General features: G+C 66.7%; 20 protein-coding genes. 10 read left to right on the top strand and 10 right to left on the bottom strand.

Annotated features, from left to right (window positions below):
- Window positions 1-56 precede the first annotated feature (56 nt).
- Window positions 57-980 carry a class I SAM-dependent methyltransferase gene (locus tag ACQY72_RS08880; protein ID WP_428153070.1) on the top strand — a complete coding sequence of 308 codons (924 nt, stop codon included), beginning with the start codon at window positions 57-59 and terminating at the stop codon, window positions 978-980.
- Window positions 977-2,026 carry an alpha/beta fold hydrolase gene (locus ACQY72_RS08875; RefSeq protein ID WP_428153069.1) on the top strand — a complete coding sequence of 350 codons (1,050 nt, stop codon included), beginning with the start codon at window positions 977-979 and terminating at the stop codon, window positions 2,024-2,026. The genes ACQY72_RS08880 and ACQY72_RS08875 overlap by 4 nt, the downstream gene beginning before the upstream one ends.
- A gap of 55 nt (window positions 2,027-2,081) precedes the next feature.
- On the opposite strand, the gene ACQY72_RS08870 is transcribed toward ACQY72_RS08875, so the two are convergent.
- The 3 genes from ACQY72_RS08870 to ACQY72_RS08860 form a co-directional block, all read right to left on the bottom strand.
- Complete coding sequence (locus ACQY72_RS08870) at window positions 2,082-2,666, bottom strand: hypothetical protein (RefSeq protein ID WP_428153068.1); 585 nt, start codon at window positions 2,664-2,666, stop codon at window positions 2,082-2,084.
- 85 nt (window positions 2,667-2,751) lie between these two features.
- On the bottom strand, window positions 2,752-3,537 hold the full coding sequence (hisN, locus tag ACQY72_RS08865; RefSeq protein WP_428153067.1) for a histidinol-phosphatase: 786 nt from the start codon (window positions 3,535-3,537) through the stop codon (window positions 2,752-2,754).
- A gap of 47 nt (window positions 3,538-3,584) precedes the next feature.
- A complete protein-coding gene (locus ACQY72_RS08860) occupies window positions 3,585-3,971 on the bottom strand; it encodes a helix-turn-helix domain-containing protein (RefSeq protein ID WP_409719590.1) in 387 nt (128 codons plus the stop codon).
- Between the two features lie 179 nt (window positions 3,972-4,150).
- Between ACQY72_RS08860 and ACQY72_RS08855 the strand changes: the two genes are divergently transcribed.
- Entirely contained in the window at window positions 4,151-4,405 is a 255-nt protein-coding gene (locus tag ACQY72_RS08855) for a GlsB/YeaQ/YmgE family stress response membrane protein (protein ID WP_055754335.1), read from the top strand.
- Window positions 4,406-4,547: 142 nt separating this feature from the next.
- On the opposite strand, the gene ACQY72_RS08850 is transcribed toward ACQY72_RS08855, so the two are convergent.
- A complete protein-coding gene (locus ACQY72_RS08850) occupies window positions 4,548-5,063 on the bottom strand; it encodes a hypothetical protein (protein ID WP_428153065.1) in 516 nt (171 codons plus the stop codon).
- Between the two features lie 156 nt (window positions 5,064-5,219).
- On the opposite strand from ACQY72_RS08850, the gene ACQY72_RS08845 reads away from it, so the two are divergent.
- Window positions 5,220-6,875: a GNAT family N-acetyltransferase gene (locus tag ACQY72_RS08845; protein WP_428153064.1), complete on the top strand. Its 1,656-nt coding sequence runs from the start codon at window positions 5,220-5,222 to the stop codon at window positions 6,873-6,875.
- Here the strand turns inward: ACQY72_RS08845 and hemW are convergent.
- Together hemW and rdgB are read right to left on the bottom strand one after the other, a co-directional pair.
- Entirely contained in the window at window positions 6,872-8,032 is a 1,161-nt protein-coding gene (gene hemW / locus ACQY72_RS08840; protein ID WP_428153062.1) for a radical SAM family heme chaperone HemW, read from the bottom strand. The two genes, ACQY72_RS08845 and hemW, sit on opposite strands and share 4 nt — an antisense overlap.
- The gene (gene rdgB, locus ACQY72_RS08835) at window positions 8,025-8,639 is read right to left on the bottom strand and encodes an RdgB/HAM1 family non-canonical purine NTP pyrophosphatase (RefSeq protein ID WP_428153061.1); all 615 of its coding nucleotides are present in this window, start codon (window positions 8,637-8,639) and stop codon (window positions 8,025-8,027) included. Before rdgB ends, hemW begins: the two co-directional genes overlap by 8 nt.
- Window positions 8,640-9,092: 453 nt before the next feature.
- Between rdgB and ACQY72_RS08830 the strand changes: the two genes are divergently transcribed.
- Genes ACQY72_RS08830 through ACQY72_RS08820 form a run of 3 tightly spaced genes read left to right on the top strand, consistent with a single transcriptional unit; the run spans window position 9,093 to window position 10,561 of the window.
- Window positions 9,093-9,719, top strand: coding sequence for a DUF2975 domain-containing protein (locus ACQY72_RS08830; RefSeq protein ID WP_428153060.1), 627 nt, complete (start codon window positions 9,093-9,095; stop codon window positions 9,717-9,719).
- A gap of 24 nt (window positions 9,720-9,743) precedes the next feature.
- Complete coding sequence (locus tag ACQY72_RS08825; protein ID WP_017504942.1) at window positions 9,744-9,983, top strand: helix-turn-helix domain-containing protein; 240 nt, start codon at window positions 9,744-9,746, stop codon at window positions 9,981-9,983.
- Window positions 9,980-10,561 carry a Smr/MutS family protein gene (locus tag ACQY72_RS08820; protein ID WP_428153059.1) on the top strand — a complete coding sequence of 194 codons (582 nt, stop codon included), beginning with the start codon at window positions 9,980-9,982 and terminating at the stop codon, window positions 10,559-10,561. The genes ACQY72_RS08825 and ACQY72_RS08820 overlap by 4 nt, the downstream gene beginning before the upstream one ends.
- A gap of 65 nt (window positions 10,562-10,626) precedes the next feature.
- Here the strand turns inward: ACQY72_RS08820 and ACQY72_RS08815 are convergent, their stop codons facing one another.
- Window positions 10,627-11,268 carry a TetR/AcrR family transcriptional regulator gene (locus ACQY72_RS08815; protein WP_159848427.1) on the bottom strand — a complete coding sequence of 214 codons (642 nt, stop codon included), beginning with the start codon at window positions 11,266-11,268 and terminating at the stop codon, window positions 10,627-10,629.
- A 191-nt stretch (window positions 11,269-11,459) separates the two neighbouring features.
- Window positions 11,460-13,298: a cation:proton antiporter gene (locus ACQY72_RS08810; protein ID WP_428153057.1), complete on the bottom strand. Its 1,839-nt coding sequence runs from the start codon at window positions 13,296-13,298 to the stop codon at window positions 11,460-11,462.
- Between the two features lie 156 nt (window positions 13,299-13,454).
- On the opposite strand from ACQY72_RS08810, the gene ACQY72_RS08805 reads away from it, so the two are divergent.
- Window positions 13,455-15,578, top strand: coding sequence for a M13 family metallopeptidase (locus ACQY72_RS08805; protein WP_428153056.1), 2,124 nt, complete (start codon window positions 13,455-13,457; stop codon window positions 15,576-15,578).
- A 365-nt stretch (window positions 15,579-15,943) separates the two neighbouring features.
- Here the strand turns inward: ACQY72_RS08805 and hisS are convergent, their stop codons facing one another.
- Window positions 15,944-17,458 (bottom strand): histidine--tRNA ligase, encoded by a 1,515-nt coding sequence (hisS, locus tag ACQY72_RS08800; protein WP_428153054.1) that lies wholly within the window; start codon window positions 17,456-17,458, stop codon window positions 15,944-15,946.
- A 165-nt stretch (window positions 17,459-17,623) separates the two neighbouring features.
- Between hisS and ACQY72_RS08795 the strand changes: the two genes are divergently transcribed.
- Complete coding sequence (locus ACQY72_RS08795; protein WP_428153053.1) at window positions 17,624-17,830, top strand: hypothetical protein; 207 nt, start codon at window positions 17,624-17,626, stop codon at window positions 17,828-17,830.
- Window positions 17,830-18,411, top strand: a complete 582-nt coding sequence (locus ACQY72_RS08790) for a peptidase S14 (protein ID WP_428153052.1) — start codon at window positions 17,830-17,832, stop codon at window positions 18,409-18,411. Before ACQY72_RS08795 ends, ACQY72_RS08790 begins: the two co-directional genes overlap by 1 nt.
- A 13-nt stretch (window positions 18,412-18,424) precedes the next feature.
- On the opposite strand, the gene hslV is transcribed toward ACQY72_RS08790, so the two are convergent.
- The gene (gene hslV / locus ACQY72_RS08785; RefSeq protein ID WP_428153050.1) at window positions 18,425-18,985 is read right to left on the bottom strand and encodes an ATP-dependent protease subunit HslV; all 561 of its coding nucleotides are present in this window, start codon (window positions 18,983-18,985) and stop codon (window positions 18,425-18,427) included.
- Window positions 18,986-19,098: the final 113 nt, after the last annotated feature.

The raw sequence follows: 19,098 nt of genomic DNA, 5'->3' as shown, positions 1-19,098 counted from the left end.
GCCCAAGGGGTCAGGGTGCGTCGGACGCGTGTCCCGGCGTCCTGCGGGAGTTTTGAATGGCTGATTGTCTGGCGAGCGCGGGCGGGTTTTCGCGTCGGTTCCTGCTGAGCGGCGCTGCGGCGCTGGCTTTGACCGGCGTGGCGGCTTGCGGACGCAAGGACGAGGCCGCCAAGGCGCCCGAGGCGCCGCCCACGCCCGCCGGCCCGGCGGAAGGATCTCTGGAATGGGCGGTCCAGGGGTCCTGGCGTTCGGCCCAGGACAAGGCGCGCGACGCCTTCCGTCATCCGATGGAGACCCTGCGGTTCTTCGGGCTTCAGCCGCGCATGACGGTGGTGGAGTTCTGGCCCGGCAGCGGCTGGTACACCGAAATCCTGGCCCCCTATCTGGCCAAGGGATCGGGGACCTATGTCGCCGCCCTGTTCCCGGAAGGGCCGACCGCCGATCCGGCCCAGGCGGTGCTGAACGCCGCCTTCCGCACGCGGTTCTCCAGCGACAAGAAACTGTATGGCGAGCCACAGTTCACGGTGTTCGGCGCGGGGTCCGGCCCGGTGACCGCAGCAGCGGGGACGGCGGAACTGTGCCTGTTCATGCGCACCCTGCACGGCTGGATGGCGGCGGGCATCGTCGAGAAGGCCTTCTCCGACGCCTTCGCCGCGCTGCGGCCCGGCGGCATATTGGGCATCGAGCAGCACCGGTTGTCGCCGGAAGAGGATCAGGATCCCGTCGCCGCCAACGGCTATGTCCAGGAGGCCTTCGTGCGCCAGCTGGCGGCCGAGGCGGGCTTCGTCTTCGTCGAGGCGTCGGAGATCAACGCCAATGAGGCCGACACCAAGGACCATCCGTTCGGCGTCGACACCCTGGCGCCCACGCGCCTGACGGCGCCGCGCGGCGAGCCGGTCGATCCCGAGTTCGACCGTTCGAAATACGAGGCGATCGGCGAGAGCGATCGCATGACCTTGAAGTTCAGGAAGCCCGAGTGAACCGCGCCCAAGCCTTCGCCGCCAACGCCCCCCTGATGGGGGTGCCCGGCGCCGCCTCGCCCCCCGGCGGCAAGGGCGACTGGTTCCGCGGCGCCGGCGGAATGCGCCTGCGCGCCGGCCTGTGGAAACCCTCGCACCTCAGCGCGGACAAGGTGCGCGGGACGGTGGTGCTGAGCCCCGGCCGCACCGAGCCGATCGAGAAATACTACGAGGTCATCGGTAACTTCCTGGCGCGCGGCTGGTGCGTGCTGAGCCATGACTGGCGGGGCCAGGGCCTGTCGGCGCGCCTGCTGCCCGACCGGCTGAAGGGCCACGCCCGCGCGGTCGAGGAGTTTCTGGACGACTACAACCGCCTGCTGAACGCCTATGAGGACCAGTGCCCCAAGCCCTGGATCATGGTGGGGCATTCGATGGGCGCCTGCCTGAACCTGCTGACCCTCGAAAGCGGCGAGGATCGTTTCGCGGGCGCGGTCCTGTCCAGCCCCATGCTGCGGATCAAGACCGGCAAGCGGTCGATGTGGTCGGTCAAGCTGGTGGTGCGCTGGAACATCCGCCACGGCCAGGCGGGCGATTATATTCTGGGCGATCCCGACGATCCGTTCGACCACAACTTCGCCGAGGACGCCCTGACGTCCGACGAGAGCCGGTACGAGATGTGGCGTCAGCAGCTTTACGCCTGCCCGCACCTGGCCATCGGCGGCCCGACCTACGGCTGGCTGGCCTTTGCGCTGGACGCGGGCGAGCGGGCGCTGAAGCCCAAGGCGCTGAAATCGGTCAAGCCGGCGGTCGCCATCGTCCAGGCCGACGCCGACGACGTGGTGTGGAAACAGACCAACCGCTGGGCCGCCAAACGCATCCCGCGCGGCCGCTATGTCGAGGTCTCCGGCGCCAAGCACGAGGTCATCATGGAGGCCGACGACCTGCGCGCCGTCTTCCTGAACGAGTTCGACGCCATGGCCGACATGGTCGCCCCGACGGCGGATGCTGTCGCTGACCCATCGGCGAGGACGGTGGATGTGACGGCGGAGCCTCCGGTCGGGGCCTAATTCAGAAAGCTGGTTTGAGGCGCGATAGGGGTAACGCGATGAGTTCAGAAACCGCCTATTTTGAGTGCCGATCTGTCGGGTCGATTGGCAGGTATTGTTCTGATCGTTCGATCTGAGGTGGCGGTTCGTTTGAATCCTCCAGCCAAGGGCAGCGTGTCATTAGAACGTCCGTAAACGCGCCATAACCGCGATAGAGATAGCTCCAGTAAACACGTCGTCCATCGGTGGTTTCAATGAAACAATAGTCTGTGATGGTATTGCCTACTCTTACTACTTCGCCCCAACGTATTTCAGTACGCTTGATTCCCAAGGTTGGGCCAAATAGCCGGCATGGGCCTTCGACGCCTTCTGCAGACCAATGCACGCTATGAATGTCGGTAAGCGAAGGGGCCATAAACGCCGCGCATGCCAGACCAATCAGTATTGCTCCCAAGCCTAACGCTATTTGGCTGGCAAACAGTGCAGCTACACCGGCAACTGCAAACGCCAATCCGATTAGGACCGTCATAGCCGCGGTCCATCTTTCGGGCCTTATAATTCCAGATTCGCCTTCCAAGTGGCGTGGTGCAAGATACGCAAAAAACTGCCCGGACAAGCGAACAAGCAAGGCGGCGACGTTTGAAATGAAGACATGATGCATCTGTGAAATCCCCCCTACGCAGATCATCAAAAACACTTGAGAGCACAGTCTCAAGTGACGGCAACCGACTCTCTTCGTTGTGCGATTACATCGCCGCCCGTTTCAGCGTCACCAGGGCCTGATCAATGAGGCGAGCGTCGCCGACGGCGAGGACTTGGCCGCCGTCGTCGGGCGCGGCGCCGCGCCAGTTGACGACCTTGCCGCCGGCGGCCTCGATGACGGGGACCAGGGCGGACCAGTCCCAGGGCTTGAGGCTGGTCTCGGCGACCAGGTCCATCTTGCCGGCCGCCACCATGGCATAGGCATAGGCGTCGCAGCCCAGACGGGCGAGGCGGGCGGTGGCGCGGACCTGGGTCCAGGCGCCCAGTTCGGCGCCGTTGAAGATGTCGGGGTCGGTGGTCGAGATGACGGCGTCGGTCAGTTTCTCGCACGCCCGCACGGCCAGCGGCGTCTCGGTCTCGCCTTGCAGCAGCCGCGCGCCGGACGGGCCGCCGATGAAGATCTCGTCCAGATAGGGCTGGGCGATGACGCCGACCGTAGGGCGGGCTTCCTGGCGTAGGGCGATCAGGGTGGTCCACAGCGGCAGGCCCGAGATGAAGGCGCGGGTGCCGTCGATGGGGTCCAGCACCCAGACATGCTCTGCGTCAGGCCGGTCCTGGCCATATTCCTCGCCGATAACGCCGTGGTCGGGATAACGGGCGGCGATCAGACGGCGGATGGCGACCTCGGCCTGTTTGTCGGCCTCGGTGACCGGGTCGAAACCGGCGGCCCCGCCCTTGTCCTCATGCCCGATGTCGGAGCGGAAGAAGGGCAGGGTGACGCGCGCGGCTTCGCGCGCCAGTTCGATGGCGAAGGCTTCGTAATCGGTCATGAGGCTCCCTTACCGTGCTTTCGCCGGCTTGGGCGCCCCTGGTCGTCTTACGCCGGAGCCACATCCGTGTGCAGGGACTTGGCCAGGTCCAGCAGGCGGCGACGGGGCCGTTCGTCCAGCTGATAATAGGCTTGGATCAGGTCCAGGGTCTCCTTGCGCGAGAAGACCTCGCCGCCCTTGGGCGTCGGCGCGTCATCATCCATCGCTTCGGCGAGACCGTCGTAGAAATAGGCGACGGGCGTTTCCAGCGCCTCGGAGAGTTGCCACAGGCGGGCGGCGGAGATGCGGTTGGCGCCGCATTCGTATTTCTGGATCTGCTGGAAGCGGATGCCGACCTGGACGGCCAGCTGCTGCTGGGTCAGGCCCAACAGACGCCGGCGCCGACGCAGGCGGCGGCCCAGGTGCAGGTCGATGTCGGCGGCCATGGCCGTGATCCTCGTCTCAACGTCTGTCCCGATGCGGGACGACACACGTCGATGGGGGCAATCACCGTGCCGGATCGCGTCCGAGGCGAATTCGACCTTATTGCGGCGACTGCGAGGAAAGGACGCAACCGTATGGCCCGAGTTGCATTTACTGCAACAGCTTGGCTTTTAAAGGAAGGAACCACAGCATGGGTTTGGGAATCATTGGTTGGCTCGTCATCGGCATCGTCGCCGGCTGGCTGGCTGAAAAAGTCATGGGTCGTAATCACGGCCTGCTTACGAATCTGATCGTCGGCGTCATCGGCGCTCTGCTCGGCGGCTTCATCTCCAACAACATCTTCGGCACGCCGGTCGGCGGCTTCAACTTCGTCACGCTGATCGTGGCGTTCCTGGGCGCCTGCCTGCTGCTGTTCCTTCTGGGACTGGTCAAGCGTCGCGCTTGATCCGGCAATAGGCTGAAGACGGAGAGGGCGGCTTGAAAGAGCCGCCCTTTTTGCTGCGTGCTTTTCAAGGCGGCGCGCAAGCGGACAAACGAAAGGGCGGCCGGGAACCGGCCGCCCTCGTCATTCCGTCCGTCAGGACCAGTTATTGCGGCTCGGTCGGAGCCGGCGTCGCCGCGTCCGGGGCCGGGGTGGCCGGTTCGGTCGTAGCTGGATCGGTCGGCTCCGTCGTCGGTTCACTCATCGGGTCCGGCGTGGGCGCTGCGCTCGGCGCAGGAGCAGCGGCGGGGGATGCGGCCGGAGCAGGGGGTGCGCCCGCGATGGGGGAGGCGGCGTCGAACTCGGCCTTGGTGTAGGCCACGACAACGCCGGTGCCTTCCTGGCGGATGCCGCTCAGCGGCACGGCGCGAAGCTGGCCGTCTGCGCCGCGAACGGTGAGCTCTTGCTTGCCTTCGGCATTGGACTGAACGCCTTCCAGCTTGCCCAGTTCGCCGTCAGGACCTGCGACGCTCGAACCGGGGTTGAGCGAGAGCGATTGCTGCGAGGACGGAGCGGCGGCAGGCGCAGCAGCCGGAGCGGGCGTGGTTTCTTGCGCCATAGCCGGCGCGGCGGTCATGAAGGCGGCGGCAGCGCCGGCCAGAAGAACAGTCTTGATGGTCATGGGAGAACGTCCCCGGTTACGCGGGCCCGACGCCCGCACCAGACCAAACTCGCCATGTTACGATATGTTTCACGTGCCTAGAAATGACCTCGGGAGCGCCCCGGTTGGACGATTCTTGGTCTATGTTCGGGCAATTCCCGATTCGAGAGGCCAAGCTTGTCCAGCCGACCCAGACGCACTTCCGGTCTGAACCGTCGTCTTCTGGGCCTGGCCTATGAATTGACGCCGCAGATCTTCGCCATCGTTGCCTTCGTGGCCGGGGCCTTGATGCTGGTGACGGCGGTGACGCCCGAGTTCGACGATCGGCTGCGGCGGCTGACGGGGGTCGTGTCGCCGATTCTGATCGATCTGTCCCACTTCGTCGCCAGCATCGCTGGCTTCCTGCTGCTGCTGTTGTCGGCGGGGCTATGGCGGCGTCGACGTGGGGCCTACTGGGCGGCTCTGCTGGTGCTGGCGATGGGTGCGGTGTTCTCTATCCTCAAAGGCCTGGACTGGCAGCAGGCGATCAATCTCGGGATGGTCGCGGCCCTGCTGGCGCCTTGCCGTTCGGCCTTCAATCGTCGGTCGAGGTTGAGCGAACCTTTGCGGCCAAGCTGGCTGCTGCTGCTGACGGCGGTTGTGGCGGCCATGCTGTGGCTGGGTTTCTTCGCCTATCGCGACGTGGCCTATAGTGATGAGCTGTGGTGGCGTTTCCTCAGCGATCGCCAGGCGTCGGGCTTCCTGCGGGCGGGGCTGGTGCTGGCGATCCTGACGCTGGTCGTGGCGGGGCGCTCCTTGTTGAGTTCACCGGGCGCCCACAATCACGGCCCGGCCAGCGCCGCCGACATCGAACGCGCGACGGCGGCGCTCAAGGCGGCGGATTCGGCCACGCCCGAGGCCTGGCTGGCCATGCTGGGCGACAAGGCCCTGATGTTCAGCCCGTCGGGGTCCAGCTTCCTGGCCTATCGCGTGCGCGGGCGACGCTGGATCGCCATGGGCGAACCGGCGGGCCTAAGGAGCGAGCGGCGTGAACTGCTTTGGAACTTCGCCGAGACGGCCGACAGCTACGGCGGCGCCGCGGTCTTCTATTCCGTCAGCGAGGACGTGCTGGGCGATCTGGCGACGATGGGGCTGGCGGTGCGCAAGGTCGGCGAGACGGCGGTGATCGAGGCCGAAAAATTCTCCATCGAGGGCAAGGGCAAGCAGAACCTGCGTACGGCCGTCAATCGCGCCGAACGCGAAGGGTCGTCGTTCGAGGTGCTGCCGCCCGGCTCGGCCGGACCCATCGCCGACGAGCTGCGCGAGATTTCGGACGCCTGGCTGGCCATGCACGAGGGGTCAGAAAAGTCTTTCTCCATGGGTCGGTTCGACGCCGCCTATCTGGATCTGACCCCGCTGGCCGTGGTGCGCGAGGGGGGGCGGATCGTGGCGTTCGCCAATCTTCTGACCTCGCCGGACGAGGCGGCGGTGGACCTTATGCGCCACAGGCCTGACGCGCCGCACGGGGTGATGGACTATCTGTTCATCCGCTGCGCCCAGTGGGCCAAGGCGGAAGGCCTGGCCAGTTTCGACTTGGGGATGGCGCCGCTGGCGGGCCTGGAGGATCGCCGGATCGCTCCTGTCTTCGCGCGGGTCGGCGCCCTGGTGTTCGAGGAAGGCGGGGCGCTTTACGGCTTCCAGGGCTTGCGCAGTTACAAGGGCAAGTTCGGGCCGGACTGGCGTTCGCGCTTTATCGCCGCGCCGGTTTCGACGCCCCTGCCGCTGGCGCTGCTGGACGTGGCTTTGCTGACCAGCGGCGGCTGGCTGGGGATGCTGGGACTCAAGAAAGGCTAGGTCAGCAGCGCCTTCAGCACACCGTCCAGCACCGGACGGCCGCGTGCGGTGGCGATCAGCCGGTCGTCTTGCAGCCTCAGAAACCCGTCGGCGATCAGGTCCGCGACCGGAGCGCGTTTGGGCGAAAGGTCCAGAGCCGATAGTAAAGCCACGGGTGCGCCCTCGGTGGTGCGCAGCGCCAGCAGGAACCGTTCCTCGGCCGCGTCGGCGGGTGTCTGGGCGTCGCGGTCCGACCAGGGCGTGCCGGCCGAAACCCCCGTGACATAGTCGGCGATGCGGCGATGGGCGACGGTCGCGGTCCTGGCGCCGTCCAGCGTCAGCCGTCCGTGGGCGCCGGGGCCGAGGCCCAGATAGTCGCCGCCGCGCCAGACATGCAGATTGTGCGACGACCGGGCGGCCGGGCCGCGCGCATGGTTGGACACCTCATAGGCGTCGAAGCCGGCGGCCGAGAGCACGGCCTGGGTGGTTTCATAAAGAGAGGCGGCGCGGTCCTCGTCGGGCGGCGTCAGGGTTCCGCGCGCAAAGGCCCGTCCGAAGGCGGTCGTGGGTTCTATGGTAAGTTGGTAGGGCGAGACGTGTTCGAACCCCAGGGCCAAGGCCGTGGTCAGTTCGGCGGCCCAGTCGGCGGGCGTCTGGTCCGGGCGGGCGTAGATCAGGTCAATGGACAGCCGGTCGAAGGCGCGGCGGGCCAGATCGACCGCGCGCAGGGCCTCGGCCGCCGAATGGTCGCGACCCAGAAAGCGCAGGGCGGCGTCGTCCAGCGCCTGAACTCCCATCGACAGGCGATTGATCCCGGCGTCGGCCAGGGCGGCGAACCGGCCGGCCTCGGCGTCGGTGGGATTGGCCTCCAGCGTGATCTCGATCTCGCCGATGGGCGGGAACAGGTCGCGCGCCGCCGCCACGATGCGGGCGACGGCCTCGGGCGCCATCAGCGAAGGCGTGCCTCCGCCGAAGAAAATCGAGGCCAGTCGTCGCGGCCCGGTCAGAACCCTCTGGGCGCGCAGATCGGTCAGGATCGCCGCGACCAGTGCGACCTGTTCCTCGGTGCGCCCCCGGTCGCGCACGACGTTGAAGTCGCAATAGGGGCAGATGCGCGCGCAATACGGCCAGTGGACGTAGAGGCCGACATCGGTCCCAGGGTCGCGGGGATCAGTCAATCAGGGCGGCCTTCAGCTTGGCGAAGGCGCGGGTGCGGTGGCTGATGGCGTCCTTGGCCTGCGGCTCCATCTCGCCGAAGGTCAGGTCGCCGCCGTCGGGCCCATCGTCAGGAATGAAGAGCGGGTCGTAGCCGAAGCCCCGGTCGCCGCGTGGCGGGAAGGTCAGCTGGCCGTGGACCTCGCCCTCGACCACCACGCAGGGCCCGTCGGGCCAGGCGACTGCGAGGGCCGAGGTGAACCAGGCGGCGCGGTCGGTCGCGCCGATCTCCTCCAGCCGCTCCTCGACCTTCGTCATGGCGACGGCGAAATCCTTGCCCGGTCCAGCCCAGCGCGCGGAGAAGATGCCCGGCGCTCCGTCCAAAGCCGCGACGGACAGGCCGGAATCATCGGCCAGCGAAACCTCGCCCGACAGCTGGGCGGCGTGGCGGGCCTTCAGCATGGCGTTGCCGGCGAAAGTGGTCTCGGTCTCGTCCGGCTCGGGCAGATTCAACTGGCCGGCGGTGACGATCTCGTAATTTCCGCCCAGCACGGCCGAGATTTCCGGGACCTTGCCGGGGTTGTGGGTCGCGACGACGAGCCGCATCCCCTTGATAAGCTTGAGATTCATCGACGATCACGCCCCTGAAACAGTCTATTGCCAAAGTTTAATATCGTTAAACGATATGTAACGTGCCTTTTTCGTTCGCACGGCCTATCTATTGATCGTCAGGAACGAGGTAGCAGCGTTCATGACTTCCGCGAAAACGGAAACGATCATGCGATTAACAAATGCAAAGGGCGATAATCGCCCAAACAGGAAAGACGGAGAAATACCATGCACACGATGAACGCCTCGATGTGGCTCGACAAGGTCGGCGCTGCTTTTGTCGCCACCGTTCTGATCGCCGCCCTGCCGACCGCCCTGGTCGTCATTCTGTTCCAAGGCTTCTGATCTAGCCTTTTTCGATCAAGAGAGCTTTGACGACCAGCATGAAGACCGCGATGTATAGAGCCGCGCGCGGGTTCGCCGGACCCCGCGTGGCCATCGCCCCGCCTTCCCCGGCCTGAGACCAGAAAGACCATGCGCCTGCCTACGCCGCCAAATCCGCTGAAGCGAGGCGAGGCAAGCGCCCTGAAGGGGCTGAACGCCCTGCGCATTCCGTTCAAGGCCCCGTTCAAAGCGATGGGACCGGGTTCGGTCTCCAGCATGCTGAAGATGGTGCTGGACGTCGCCTATATCCTTTTGTGGCTGATCACCGGCTTTCTGCTGCTGCTGGTCATCGCTGCGATCTTCATTCCCCTGGACAATGTGAACATCACCGTCAGCGGGGATTCCGGCGGCAAGCAACTGCCGCTGACGCGCACCCTGCTGCTGTTCGGCCTGGGCGCCGCGACGGCCTATTTCGGCGGCTTCATGCTGATCCTGCGCAGCCTGCGCCGCATCATTCGCACCCTGACCATGGGTGACCCCTTCCAGCCCGACAATGTGCGCCGTCTGCGCCAGATCGGCCTGACCCTGGCGGTCGTGACCGGCGGCGTCTGGGTGGCGCAAGGCTTCGTCGCCAAGCGGCTGGCCCCCGGCGTCATGGACCCGCAGGGGTTGGGCGAACTGCTGACCCCGATCTTTTCCGTGCTGATCGTCTTCGTGCTGGCGGAGGTGTTCCGCGAGGGTGCGCGCCTGCGCCGCGAATCCGAACTGACGATCTGAGCTGTTTCGAATAGGGTTTTCCGCATGGCCATCCGCGTCCAGCTCGACCGCGTCCTCGTGGAACGCCGCATGTCGTTGACCGAACTCGCCGACCGGGTCGGGGTGACGGTGGCGAACCTGTCGATCCTGAAGACGGGCAAGGCGCGCGCGGTGCGGTTCTCGACCCTGGACGCCCTGTGCCGCGAACTGGACTGCCAGCCCGGCGACCTGTTGGCGCACGAGCCGGGTCCGGGCGACACGATCGAGGACGACGGCGAGGCATGAGGCGAAAGGGTCCGAGTCGCGACGAGAACGGGCTGACGCCCGAAGACCGTCGGATCTGGACCCGGATCACCGGCACGGTGGCCGCGCCCAGAACGCGCAAGGCCGCCCGCGTCACTCCCGGCGCCGAGACCCCGCCCGAGATCGTCGTCGCGCCGGTCGAGCGCCCGCGTCCGCTGGCCAAGTCGTCGCCCAAACGCGTCGCCGCCGCGCCCCCGATCGAGAAACGCCCCTCGCCCCCGCGTCCCAAGCCCGCGCCCGAGGATCTGGAGCCGCGTCGCAAGCAGCGGCTGTCGCGCGAACGCGACCCCATCGAGGCGCGCATCGACCTGCACGGCTTCGGCCGGTTCGAGGCCGAGGATCAGCTTCGCGGCTTTTTGACATCGTGCCAGGCGCGCGGGATGCGGGCGGTGCTGGTCATCACCGGCCAGGGACGGATGGGCGGCGGGGTCATCCGCTCGGCCTTCGCGGAGTGGATGTCGTCGCCCGCGCTGCGCGGCGTGGTGTCCGGCTTCACCGTCGCCCACCAGCGGCACGGCGGAAACGGCGCCTTCTACGTCACCCTGAAACGTCGGGCCTAACGCCCACGAAAAAGGCCGGACCCGCGCTGGCGGACCCGGCCTTTTCGAAAGCGGTTGTCGTCGGCTTATTTGGCGGCGATGGCGCCGGCCAGGATCACGTCGATCTGCTTGCCCATATGGTCCGACAGGGCCTGCGCGTCCCATTCGTCATAGGCGGCGCGGCGATAGTTGGACAGATAGGCATCCCAGATCAGCTCGACCAGAAGACGGCTGTCGGCGTCCTTGGACAGTTCGCCCTTGGCCACGGCGTCCTGCAGGATGCCGCCGATGGCGAGCAGCAGGTTCTTGGTCGCGGCGCGGGCGCGCATCTCGGCGGCCAGGGGCTGGAACCACGACCGGGCGACGATGGCCTGGAACAGGGGCAGCTGGTCCAGCGACGAATGGTAGCCGGCGCTGAGGGCGGTCACGAGACGCTGGCGGACGGGCTCGCCCTTGGGGGCGGCGGCCTCGACCACTTCGGCGAGACGCGTCATGTCCTCGGTCAGGACGGCCTCGAACAGTTCGGCCTTGTCCTGGAAGTTGGCGAAGACGGCGCCGGTGGACATGCCTGCGCCCTTGGCGATGTCGCGGATGGTGGCGGGCTCATAGCCGCGCTCGGCGAAGAGCGAGCGGGCGGCGTCGAGAACCTTTTGTCGCGTGCGGATCTTAGCGGCCTGGCGCCGGTTCAGGCGGGGTTCGACGGCGAGGGTTGCGACAGTATCAGTCATAAATCAGGCTTTTACTCTACTTTAAGTCGCGGATGAGGGGAGCATCCGCCATCGACTTCAGGTGAATATCTCGGCCCGAGGGCGGGACGGATGGGCGCTGCTGCTCCGAAGATGCAGGGATATGGAAGCCGCGCTTGCATCACGGAACCATGACGAAAATGGGTCCGCTTGGCGACCGTAGGTATCAGCCCCTAGTCTGGACTGGGGGCAGTTTTGGCCGGACGGACCGTGCGGCGCAGCGCCCGGCTGGGGCGATTGCGGCGCTCGATCGGGGTCGCCGCCTGGAAAGCCTTGCGGAACTGGTCGCGCCGTTCGTGGATGGAGGTCAGCACCAGACCCATGGGCACGCCCAGATCCACCAGGGTGTTTTCGGCCAGCTGCAGGCTGGCCTCGGTCGTCTCCGGCACGGCGTCGGTGACGCCCAGGCCATACAGTCGCATGGCGTGCTGGTCGTCGCGGGCGCGGGCGATCAGGATCAGATCCTCGCGCATGGACCGCGCGGCCGTGACTACCTCGTCCACCTTGGTCGGGGCGTCCATGGTCACGATCAGGGCGCGCGTGGACTGGACGCCGCAATGCTGAAGCATCTCGCGGCGGCCGGCGTCGCCATAGAAGACGTCGAAGCCGTCGCGTCGGCCGGCCGAGACGATGCCGGGATCGGTGTCCAGGGCGATGAAGGCCTGGTCGTGCTCCTTCAGCATCTCGCCGATCAGCCGCCCGACGCGGCCGAAGCCGACGATGATCACGGCCCCGTCCATCGCCTCTGGCGTGGGAAGGTCGGGCAGGCGCTCGCCATCCGGCGCCGTCTTGCGCGCCAGCCGCTGACCCAGCATGGCCAGCAACGGGATGGAGAAGATGCTGACCGTCGCCGACAAGGCCACGGTATTGGTCAGTTGAGGCGGCGCCAGACCCTCGACCAGGCCGGTGGCGAAGATGACGAAGGCGAACTCGCCCGCCGGCGCCAGGACCAGGGCCGTCTCCAGCGCCGGTCGCGCGCCCAGGCCCCAGACCCTTGCCAGGCCGAAGATGACGCCTGTCTTCACCACCGTCAGCGCTAGGGCCAGTCCGAAGACGCCGACGGGATCGGCGGCGATGGCGTCCACGTCCAGCCCCAGGCCGACGCCGACGAAGAAGACGCCCAGCAACAGGCCCTTGAACGGTTCGATGGAGACCTCGACCTCGCGCCGGAATTCGGTCTCGGCCAGCAGCACGCCGGCCAGCAGGGCGCCGATGCTCATCGACAGGCCGCTGGCCTGGGCGGCGAGGCCGGCGCCGACCACCACCAGCAGGGAGGCGGCGACGAACAGTTCGCCGCCCTGATCGACCTTGCGGGCCTTGGCCACTGACCGGAACATCGGCCGCAGCACGACGCGCCCCAGCAGCACCATCAGCCCCAGGCCTAGCGCCGCCGGCACCAGGGTGAACAGGGCGCGCCCCAGGACGGCGGCGTCCAGCGCGCCGCCCTGCTGCGCCAGGGCCGCCAGGACGGTGACGGTGATCAGGATGGGGGCGACGGACAAATCCTGGGCCAGCAAGATGGCGAAGGTGGAGCGGCCGACCGTGCCCTTCAGCCGGCCCCGCTCGGCCAGGACCGGCATGACCACGGCGGTCGAGGACAGGGCCAGGCCCATGCCCAGCACCACGGCGCTGGCCAGCGTCTGGCCCATCAGCAGGAAGCCGCAGGCCAGAACGGCGGTGCAGACCACGACCTGCATCATGCCCAGGCCGAACACCAGCCGGCGCATGGCGCGCAGCCGTTCCCACGACAGCTCCAGCCCGATCATGAACAGAAGAAAGGCGACGCCCAGTTCCGACAGCTGGGCCAACTGGTCCGGATCGCCGATGGTCAGCCACGACAGCCAGGGCAGGGCGTGCGCGAACCGGCCCAGTCCATCTGGTCCCAGTAGCACCCCTGCCGCCAGGAAACCCAGGACGGGGCTGATCTTGAGCCGATTGACCAAGGGCACGATGACGCCGGCGGCGGCCAGAAAGACCACCAGATCCTTATAGTCCCCGCCCTGACCGTGCATCCGCCCTCCTTAAGTCTACGTATGTGACCCTGATCCCCCAGCCGTGGCGAGAGGTCGCACGGCTTTCATGAACTTTTTTTAAGGCGACACCCCATCGCGCGGGTCTAGGGTCCGGCCCGACCCGTCCGTTTCAGGGGCGGCTTCCAGGAATCCGTGATGAAAAGACTGCTTATCGGGGCTGCTGTCAGCGCCCTTCTTCTGCCCGCCAGCGCCGCCCTAGCGCAGGACGTCGGCCACGACCACGCCTGTATCGACGAGACCTGCTCGATCGTTTCGCTGTTCTCGGGCGAAGAGACGGCGGCAGGCTGGCAAGGCACAGAGGCGCCCCGCTACGGGACCTGGGGCTTTGACATGGCCGGCCGCGACACATCGGTGAAGCCGGGCGACGACTTCTTCCAGTACGCCAACGGCACGGCTCTGGAAAAACTGGTCATCCCGTCGGATCGCACCAGCTACGGCTCGTTCGCCCTGCTGCGCGAACTGTCGGACAACCGTATGAAGGAACTGGTGCTGGGCCTGGCGAATCGCACCGACCTGGCGCCCGGCTCGGACGAGGCAAAGGTCGCCGACGCCTATCGCGCCTACATCGACGAGGCGCGCATCGAGCAGCTGGACGCCCAGCCGCTGCAACCCTATCTGGCCGCGATCCGCGCCGCCGACAGCCATGACAAGATGGCCGTCTATATGGGCCAGACGGTCGGCCGCTTCGGCTCGTCCTTCTTCGGCACCGGCATCACCATCGATTCCAAACAACCGACCCGCTACGTCGTCTCGACGGGCCAATCGGGCATCGGCCTGCCGAACCGCGACTACTATCTGGACGCCCGTTTCGCCGACAAGAAGGTCCTGTACGAGGCCTATGTCGCGCGCATGCTGGGCATGATCGGCTGGGCCAACCCGACCGAGACCGCCGCCCAGATCGTGGCTCTGGAAGGCAAGATCGCCGAGGCCCACTGGTCGCCTGCCGAGAACCGCAACCGCGACAAGACCTACAACGAGTTCACCATCGCCAAACTGGCCGAGGACGCGCCGGGCTTCGCCTGGCAGGCCTATTACGACGCCGCCGAACTGGGCGGCGTGCCCCGCCTGATCGTGCGCCAGGACACGGCCATGCCCAAGATCGCGGCCATCTACGCCGAGACGCCGGTCGAACTGTTGCAGGCGTGGGAAGCCTTCCACACCGCCGACGACATGGCGCCGATGATGTCCAAGCGTTTCTCGGACGCCCAGTGGGAGTTCCGCTCTCGCGACCTGTCGGGCCAGCCCGAGCAGCGCACCCGCGAAAAGCGCGCCATCTCCTTCGCCGAAGGTTCGCTGGGCGAAGCTGCGGGCCGGCTCTATGTCGCCCAGTATTTCCCGGCCGAATCCAAGGCCAAGATGGAAGAACTGGTCGCCAATCTGCGCACCGCCCTGTCGCACCGGATCGAGAACCTGACGTGGATGGGGACCGAGACCAAGGCGGCGGCGCAGGAGAAGCTGCGCAAGTTCACGGTCAAGATCGGCTATCCCGACAAGTGGCGCGACTATTCCGGCCTGGAGGTCCGCCCCGACGACCTGGTCGGCAACGCCGAGCGAAAGGGCCTGTTCGAATGGAACTATGACCTGGCCCGCCTGAACGAGCCGGTCGACAAGTCCGAGTGGGGCATGACCCCGCAGACGGTGAACGCCTATTACAACTCGGCCAACAACGAGATCGTCTTCCCGGCGGCGATCCTGCAGCCGCCCTTCTTCGATCCGAACGGTGATGCGGCGGTCAACTATGGCGGCATCGGCGGCGTCATCGGCCACGAGATCGGTCACGGATTCGACGACCAGGGCTCCAAGTCCGACGGCGACGGCGTGCTGCGCAACTGGTGGACGCCTGAGGACAAGGCCAACTTCGAGGCCCTGACCGCGCGTCTGGGCGCGCAATATGCGACCTATGAGCCGATCGCGGGCTACACCATCAATCCCGGCCTGACGATGGGCGAGAACATCGGCGACGCCTCGGGCGTGGCGGTGGGCCTTGAGGCCTATCACCTGTCGCTGAACGGCCAGCCGGCGCCGGTTCTGGACGGGGCGACGGGCGACCAGCGCTTCTTCTACGGCTGGGCCCAGGTCTGGCAGTCGAAATACCGCGACGAAGCCCTGAAGCAGCAGGTCGCCACCGACCCGCACTCGGCGGCCCAGTTCCGGGTCATCGGCCCGCTGCGCAACGTGGACGCCTGGTACGACGCCTTCGACGTTCAGCCGGGCACGAAATACTATCTGACGCCGGAGGAACGCGTTCGCCTCTGGTAAGGCGAAGCTTGTTCGATAATGGAAAGGCCGGGGTTCGCCCCGGCCTTTTTCATATCAACAATCCCCTGTCGGAACCTCGATATCGCATCGATAATTTATCGAGGTTTTTCAGAGGTTGCGCTGGGCTCCAAGCGCGAAAAAGCCCGCTGCGGGGGATACATCGCAGCGGGCTTTCGCGCTCTTTGCAGAGCGGACGTTTCCTCCCCGAAACGCCTTCAAGTGCTGCGCGCTTGAGCAACGCTTGCCCTTGAGTGAGTTCATTTGACGCATCGGCCCCGTCCGCGTCAACGACCGGTTTCGTCCGAGTCGAACTTTCTTCGACTTATCGCTGATAACTCATCTTTGGGGTCCCTTATTATCGAAGCTTATTCGATAATGGATTTTATGGCGGCGACCAGGCCTTCGCGGGGGATTTTCATCTGGCCAGGACGTTCGGCCTTCCAGGCGTCGTTGTCGGTGATGGCGGCGGCGGCGGCGCGGCCGGCGTCCAGATCCTTGATGGTGACCTCGCCCGCCGCGATCTCGTCCCCGCCCAGGATGACGACGGCGGGGGCGCCGCGGCGGTCGGCGTATTTCATCTGGGCCTTCATGCCCGCCCGCCCGAGGTAGAGCTCGGCGGAGACGCCCGCGGAGCGCAGTTCGGCGACGGCGGTCAGATAATGAGCCATGTCGTCCTCGGAGAAGACGATGACCACAACGGGGCCGCGCACGGCATCCTCGGCGCCGCGTCCTGCCGCACGCAGGGCCGAGGCCAGGCGCGAGACGCCGAAGGAGAAGCCGGTGGCGGGCGTGCTCTGGCCGGTGAAGCGGGCGACCAGGTCGTCATAGCGGCCGCCGCCGCCGATGGAGCCGAAGCGGACCGGGCGGCCCTTGTCGTCCATGGTGTCCAGCAGCAACTCGGCCTCGAATACGGCGCCGGTGTAGTATTCCAGGCCGCGCACGATGGTGGGGTCGAACTTGACCGCCTCTTGGCCGACCGACATGGCGGCCAGCGCCCGGTCGATGGCGGCCAGTTCGTTCAGCGCCGCCTCGCCCGCCGCGCCCAGATCGCCGGAACGCGCGACGGCGTCCAGGGTCTGCGCCCGCGACAGGCCGGGCGTATTGGCCGAGGCCAGGAAGGCCTCGATGGCGGCCGTGACCTTGGTGGGCAGGCTGGCTCCCTTGGTGTAGTCGCCGGATTCGTCCAGACGGCCTTCGCCCAGCAGCTGGACCACGCCCTCCCAGCCCAGCCGGTCGAACTTGTCGATGGCGCGCAGGGCCGTCAGTCGCTGACCGGCCTCCGTCACGCCGCCGGCGTCGAACAGGCCGTCGAACAGTTTGCGGTTCGAGACGCGTATCTGAGCCTGTCCTGCGTCCAGGCCTGCGCTTGCCAGACCTTCGCAGGCCATGGCGATGATCTCGGCGTCGGCCTCCGGCCGGTCGGAACCGACGGTGTCGGCGTCGCACTGCCAGAACTCGCGGAACCGGCCGGGGCCGGGCTTCTCGTTCCTCCACACCGGGCCATAGGCATAGCGGCGGAACGGCTTGGGCAGGGTCTCCCACGTCTGGGCCGCGAACCGGGCCAGGGGCGCGGTGTGGTCGTAGCGCAGGGCCATCCATTCGCCCGGCTCGTCCGAACCCGCATCGTCCTGAAGCGCGAACACGCCTTCGTTGGGGCGGTCGGCGTCGGGCAGGAATTTGCCGAGCGCGTCGGCATATTCGAACGCCGGGGTCTCCAGCGGTTCGAAGCCCCAGCGCTCATAGACCTCGGACACGCGGGCGACGATGCGCCGCTCAGCGGTCAGGTCGCGGCCGCGCTTGTCGGCGAAACCGCGCGGGTTGCGGGCAATGGGTCCTCGGGTCTCGCCCGAGGATGACGAGGTTTTGTCGGCGGTGCTCATGGCGCGCGCTTAAGCCAAGGGGAGGGCCATCGCAAATTGCATGGGCCGCTGACGCCATATGCGCCGGGCGGTCCAATGTCGGTCGGCGGACACAGGCGTTTGTTTACGCGAAGAGAAATCGCATTGGGGCGGAACCTGGGCATAGGTTTTCCGTTGCTGATCGCCATGACGCCACACGCCCTTCTCGTACCCCGCACCTGCAACACGTCGGACCGCCGCACCATCCGCTGGTGGGAGTGCGAACTTGTCGATACGGACGGGTCGCGACATATCCGCGATCAGGCCTTTTTCTCCATCGGCGAGGCGAAATCCTGGGCCTCGGCTCAAGGCTATCCGGTCAGCGACGACGCCGCGTCGTCCACCGAATCCTGATGTCCCGTTCCGCGCCGACGGGCGTCCTGACCGCCGAAGCCTTTGACACGCCGCGCATCCTGCTGGCCGGCGCCGTCGATTATGCGATGTATGATCGGTTCCGCGATCAGTTGGCGGACGCTCCCAAGACCGGGTTGACGGTGATCGAGCTGTCCACCCTGGGCGGCGATCCCGAGGTGGCGCGAATGATGGGCGAGGACGTTCGGTTCCAGAGCGACATCAACCCGTCGCGGCGGCTGGTCTTTCTGGGCAAGGCGGCGATCTATTCGGCCGGGGCCACCTTCATGAGCTTCTTCGCCACCCCGAACCGTTATCTGACGCGGGGCACACGGGTGATGATCCATGAGCGCAAGATGGACAAGCATCTGCATGTCACCGGGCCGCTGACCACCTGCGTCGCCTCGGTCAAGGCGGTGCTGCACGAACTGGAACACTCCATCGCCATCCAGAACGAGGGGTTCGAGAACCTGGTGCGCGGATCGTCGGTGACGATGGACGACGTGCTGAAACGCGCGCCGGCCAACTGGTATATAGAGGCCCAGGAGGCCAAGGCGCTGGGCCTGATCGCCGAGGTTATCTAACCCGGCGGCCGGCTCAAGCCTCCAGCGTCTCCACCGTCAGATTGCCGTTGGTGTAGACGCAGATTTCGGCGGCGATCTTCATGGCCTTGCGAGCGACCTGTTCGGCGTCCAGCTCGGTTTCCTCGATCAGGGCGCGGGCGGCCGACAGGGCGTAGTTGCCGCCCGAACCCACGGCGGCGACGCCGTATTCCGGCTCCAGCACGTCGCCCACGCCGGTCACGGTGAAGATGGACGACTTGTCCGCCACCAGCAGCATCGCCTCCAGCCGACGCAGATAGCGGTCGGTGCGCCAGTCCTTGGCCAGGTCCACGCAGGCGCGGGCCAGCTGGTCGGGATATTGCTCCAGCTTGGCCTCAAGCCGCTCGATCAGGGTGAAGGCGTCTGCCGTGGCCCCGGCGAAGCCCGCCAGCACCTTGCCGCCGGCCAGAACCCGCACCTTGCGCGCCGCGCCCTTGACGATGGTCGGCCCCATCGAGACCTGGCCGTCGCCGGCGATGACGGTGCGGCCGTTCTTGCGCACCGCCAGGATGGTGGTGCCGTGCCAGTCGGGAAAGTTCGAAGCGCTCTGTGTCATTCCCGTCAGATGGCGCGCCGGGCGGCGTGCATCAAGCCCGTGCCGGACTGGGATAACCGTGTCTTATTTTGACCCCGATAATGGCTAGAACGCACACTCCGCATCCATTAGCA

Origin of the sequence: Brevundimonas sp. (assembly GCF_965279155.1) — a bacterium.
GTDB lineage: Bacteria > Pseudomonadota > Alphaproteobacteria > Caulobacterales > Caulobacteraceae > Brevundimonas.
Note: the sequence above shows the minus strand (reverse complement) of the source record. Positions and strands in the feature narration are given on the sequence as shown.

Coding starts and splice junctions, on each gene's coding strand:
- ACQY72_RS08880 (WP_428153070.1), top strand. CDS start 57: ATGGCTGATTGTCTGGCGAGCGCGGGCGGGTTTTCGCGTCGGTTCCTG.
- ACQY72_RS08870 (WP_428153068.1), bottom strand. CDS start 2,666: ATGCATCATGTCTTCATTTCAAACGTCGCCGCCTTGCTTGTTCGCTTG.
- hisN (WP_428153067.1), bottom strand. CDS start 3,537: ATGACCGATTACGAAGCCTTCGCCATCGAACTGGCGCGCGAAGCCGCG.
- ACQY72_RS08855 (WP_055754335.1), top strand. CDS start 4,151: ATGGGTTTGGGAATCATTGGTTGGCTCGTCATCGGCATCGTCGCCGGC.
- ACQY72_RS08850 (WP_428153065.1), bottom strand. CDS start 5,063: ATGACCATCAAGACTGTTCTTCTGGCCGGCGCTGCCGCCGCCTTCATG.
- rdgB (WP_428153061.1), bottom strand. CDS start 8,639: ATGAATCTCAAGCTTATCAAGGGGATGCGGCTCGTCGTCGCGACCCAC.
- ACQY72_RS08830 (WP_428153060.1), top strand. CDS start 9,093: ATGCGCCTGCCTACGCCGCCAAATCCGCTGAAGCGAGGCGAGGCAAGC.
- ACQY72_RS08825 (WP_017504942.1), top strand. CDS start 9,744: ATGGCCATCCGCGTCCAGCTCGACCGCGTCCTCGTGGAACGCCGCATG.
- ACQY72_RS08820 (WP_428153059.1), top strand. CDS start 9,980: ATGAGGCGAAAGGGTCCGAGTCGCGACGAGAACGGGCTGACGCCCGAA.
- ACQY72_RS08815 (WP_159848427.1), bottom strand. CDS start 11,268: ATGACTGATACTGTCGCAACCCTCGCCGTCGAACCCCGCCTGAACCGG.
- ACQY72_RS08810 (WP_428153057.1), bottom strand. CDS start 13,298: ATGCACGGTCAGGGCGGGGACTATAAGGATCTGGTGGTCTTTCTGGCC.
- ACQY72_RS08805 (WP_428153056.1), top strand. CDS start 13,455: ATGAAAAGACTGCTTATCGGGGCTGCTGTCAGCGCCCTTCTTCTGCCC.
- hisS (WP_428153054.1), bottom strand. CDS start 17,458: ATGAGCACCGCCGACAAAACCTCGTCATCCTCGGGCGAGACCCGAGGA.
- ACQY72_RS08795 (WP_428153053.1), top strand. CDS start 17,624: ATGACGCCACACGCCCTTCTCGTACCCCGCACCTGCAACACGTCGGAC.
- ACQY72_RS08790 (WP_428153052.1), top strand. CDS start 17,830: ATGTCCCGTTCCGCGCCGACGGGCGTCCTGACCGCCGAAGCCTTTGAC.
- hslV (WP_428153050.1), bottom strand. CDS start 18,985: ATGACACAGAGCGCTTCGAACTTTCCCGACTGGCACGGCACCACCATC.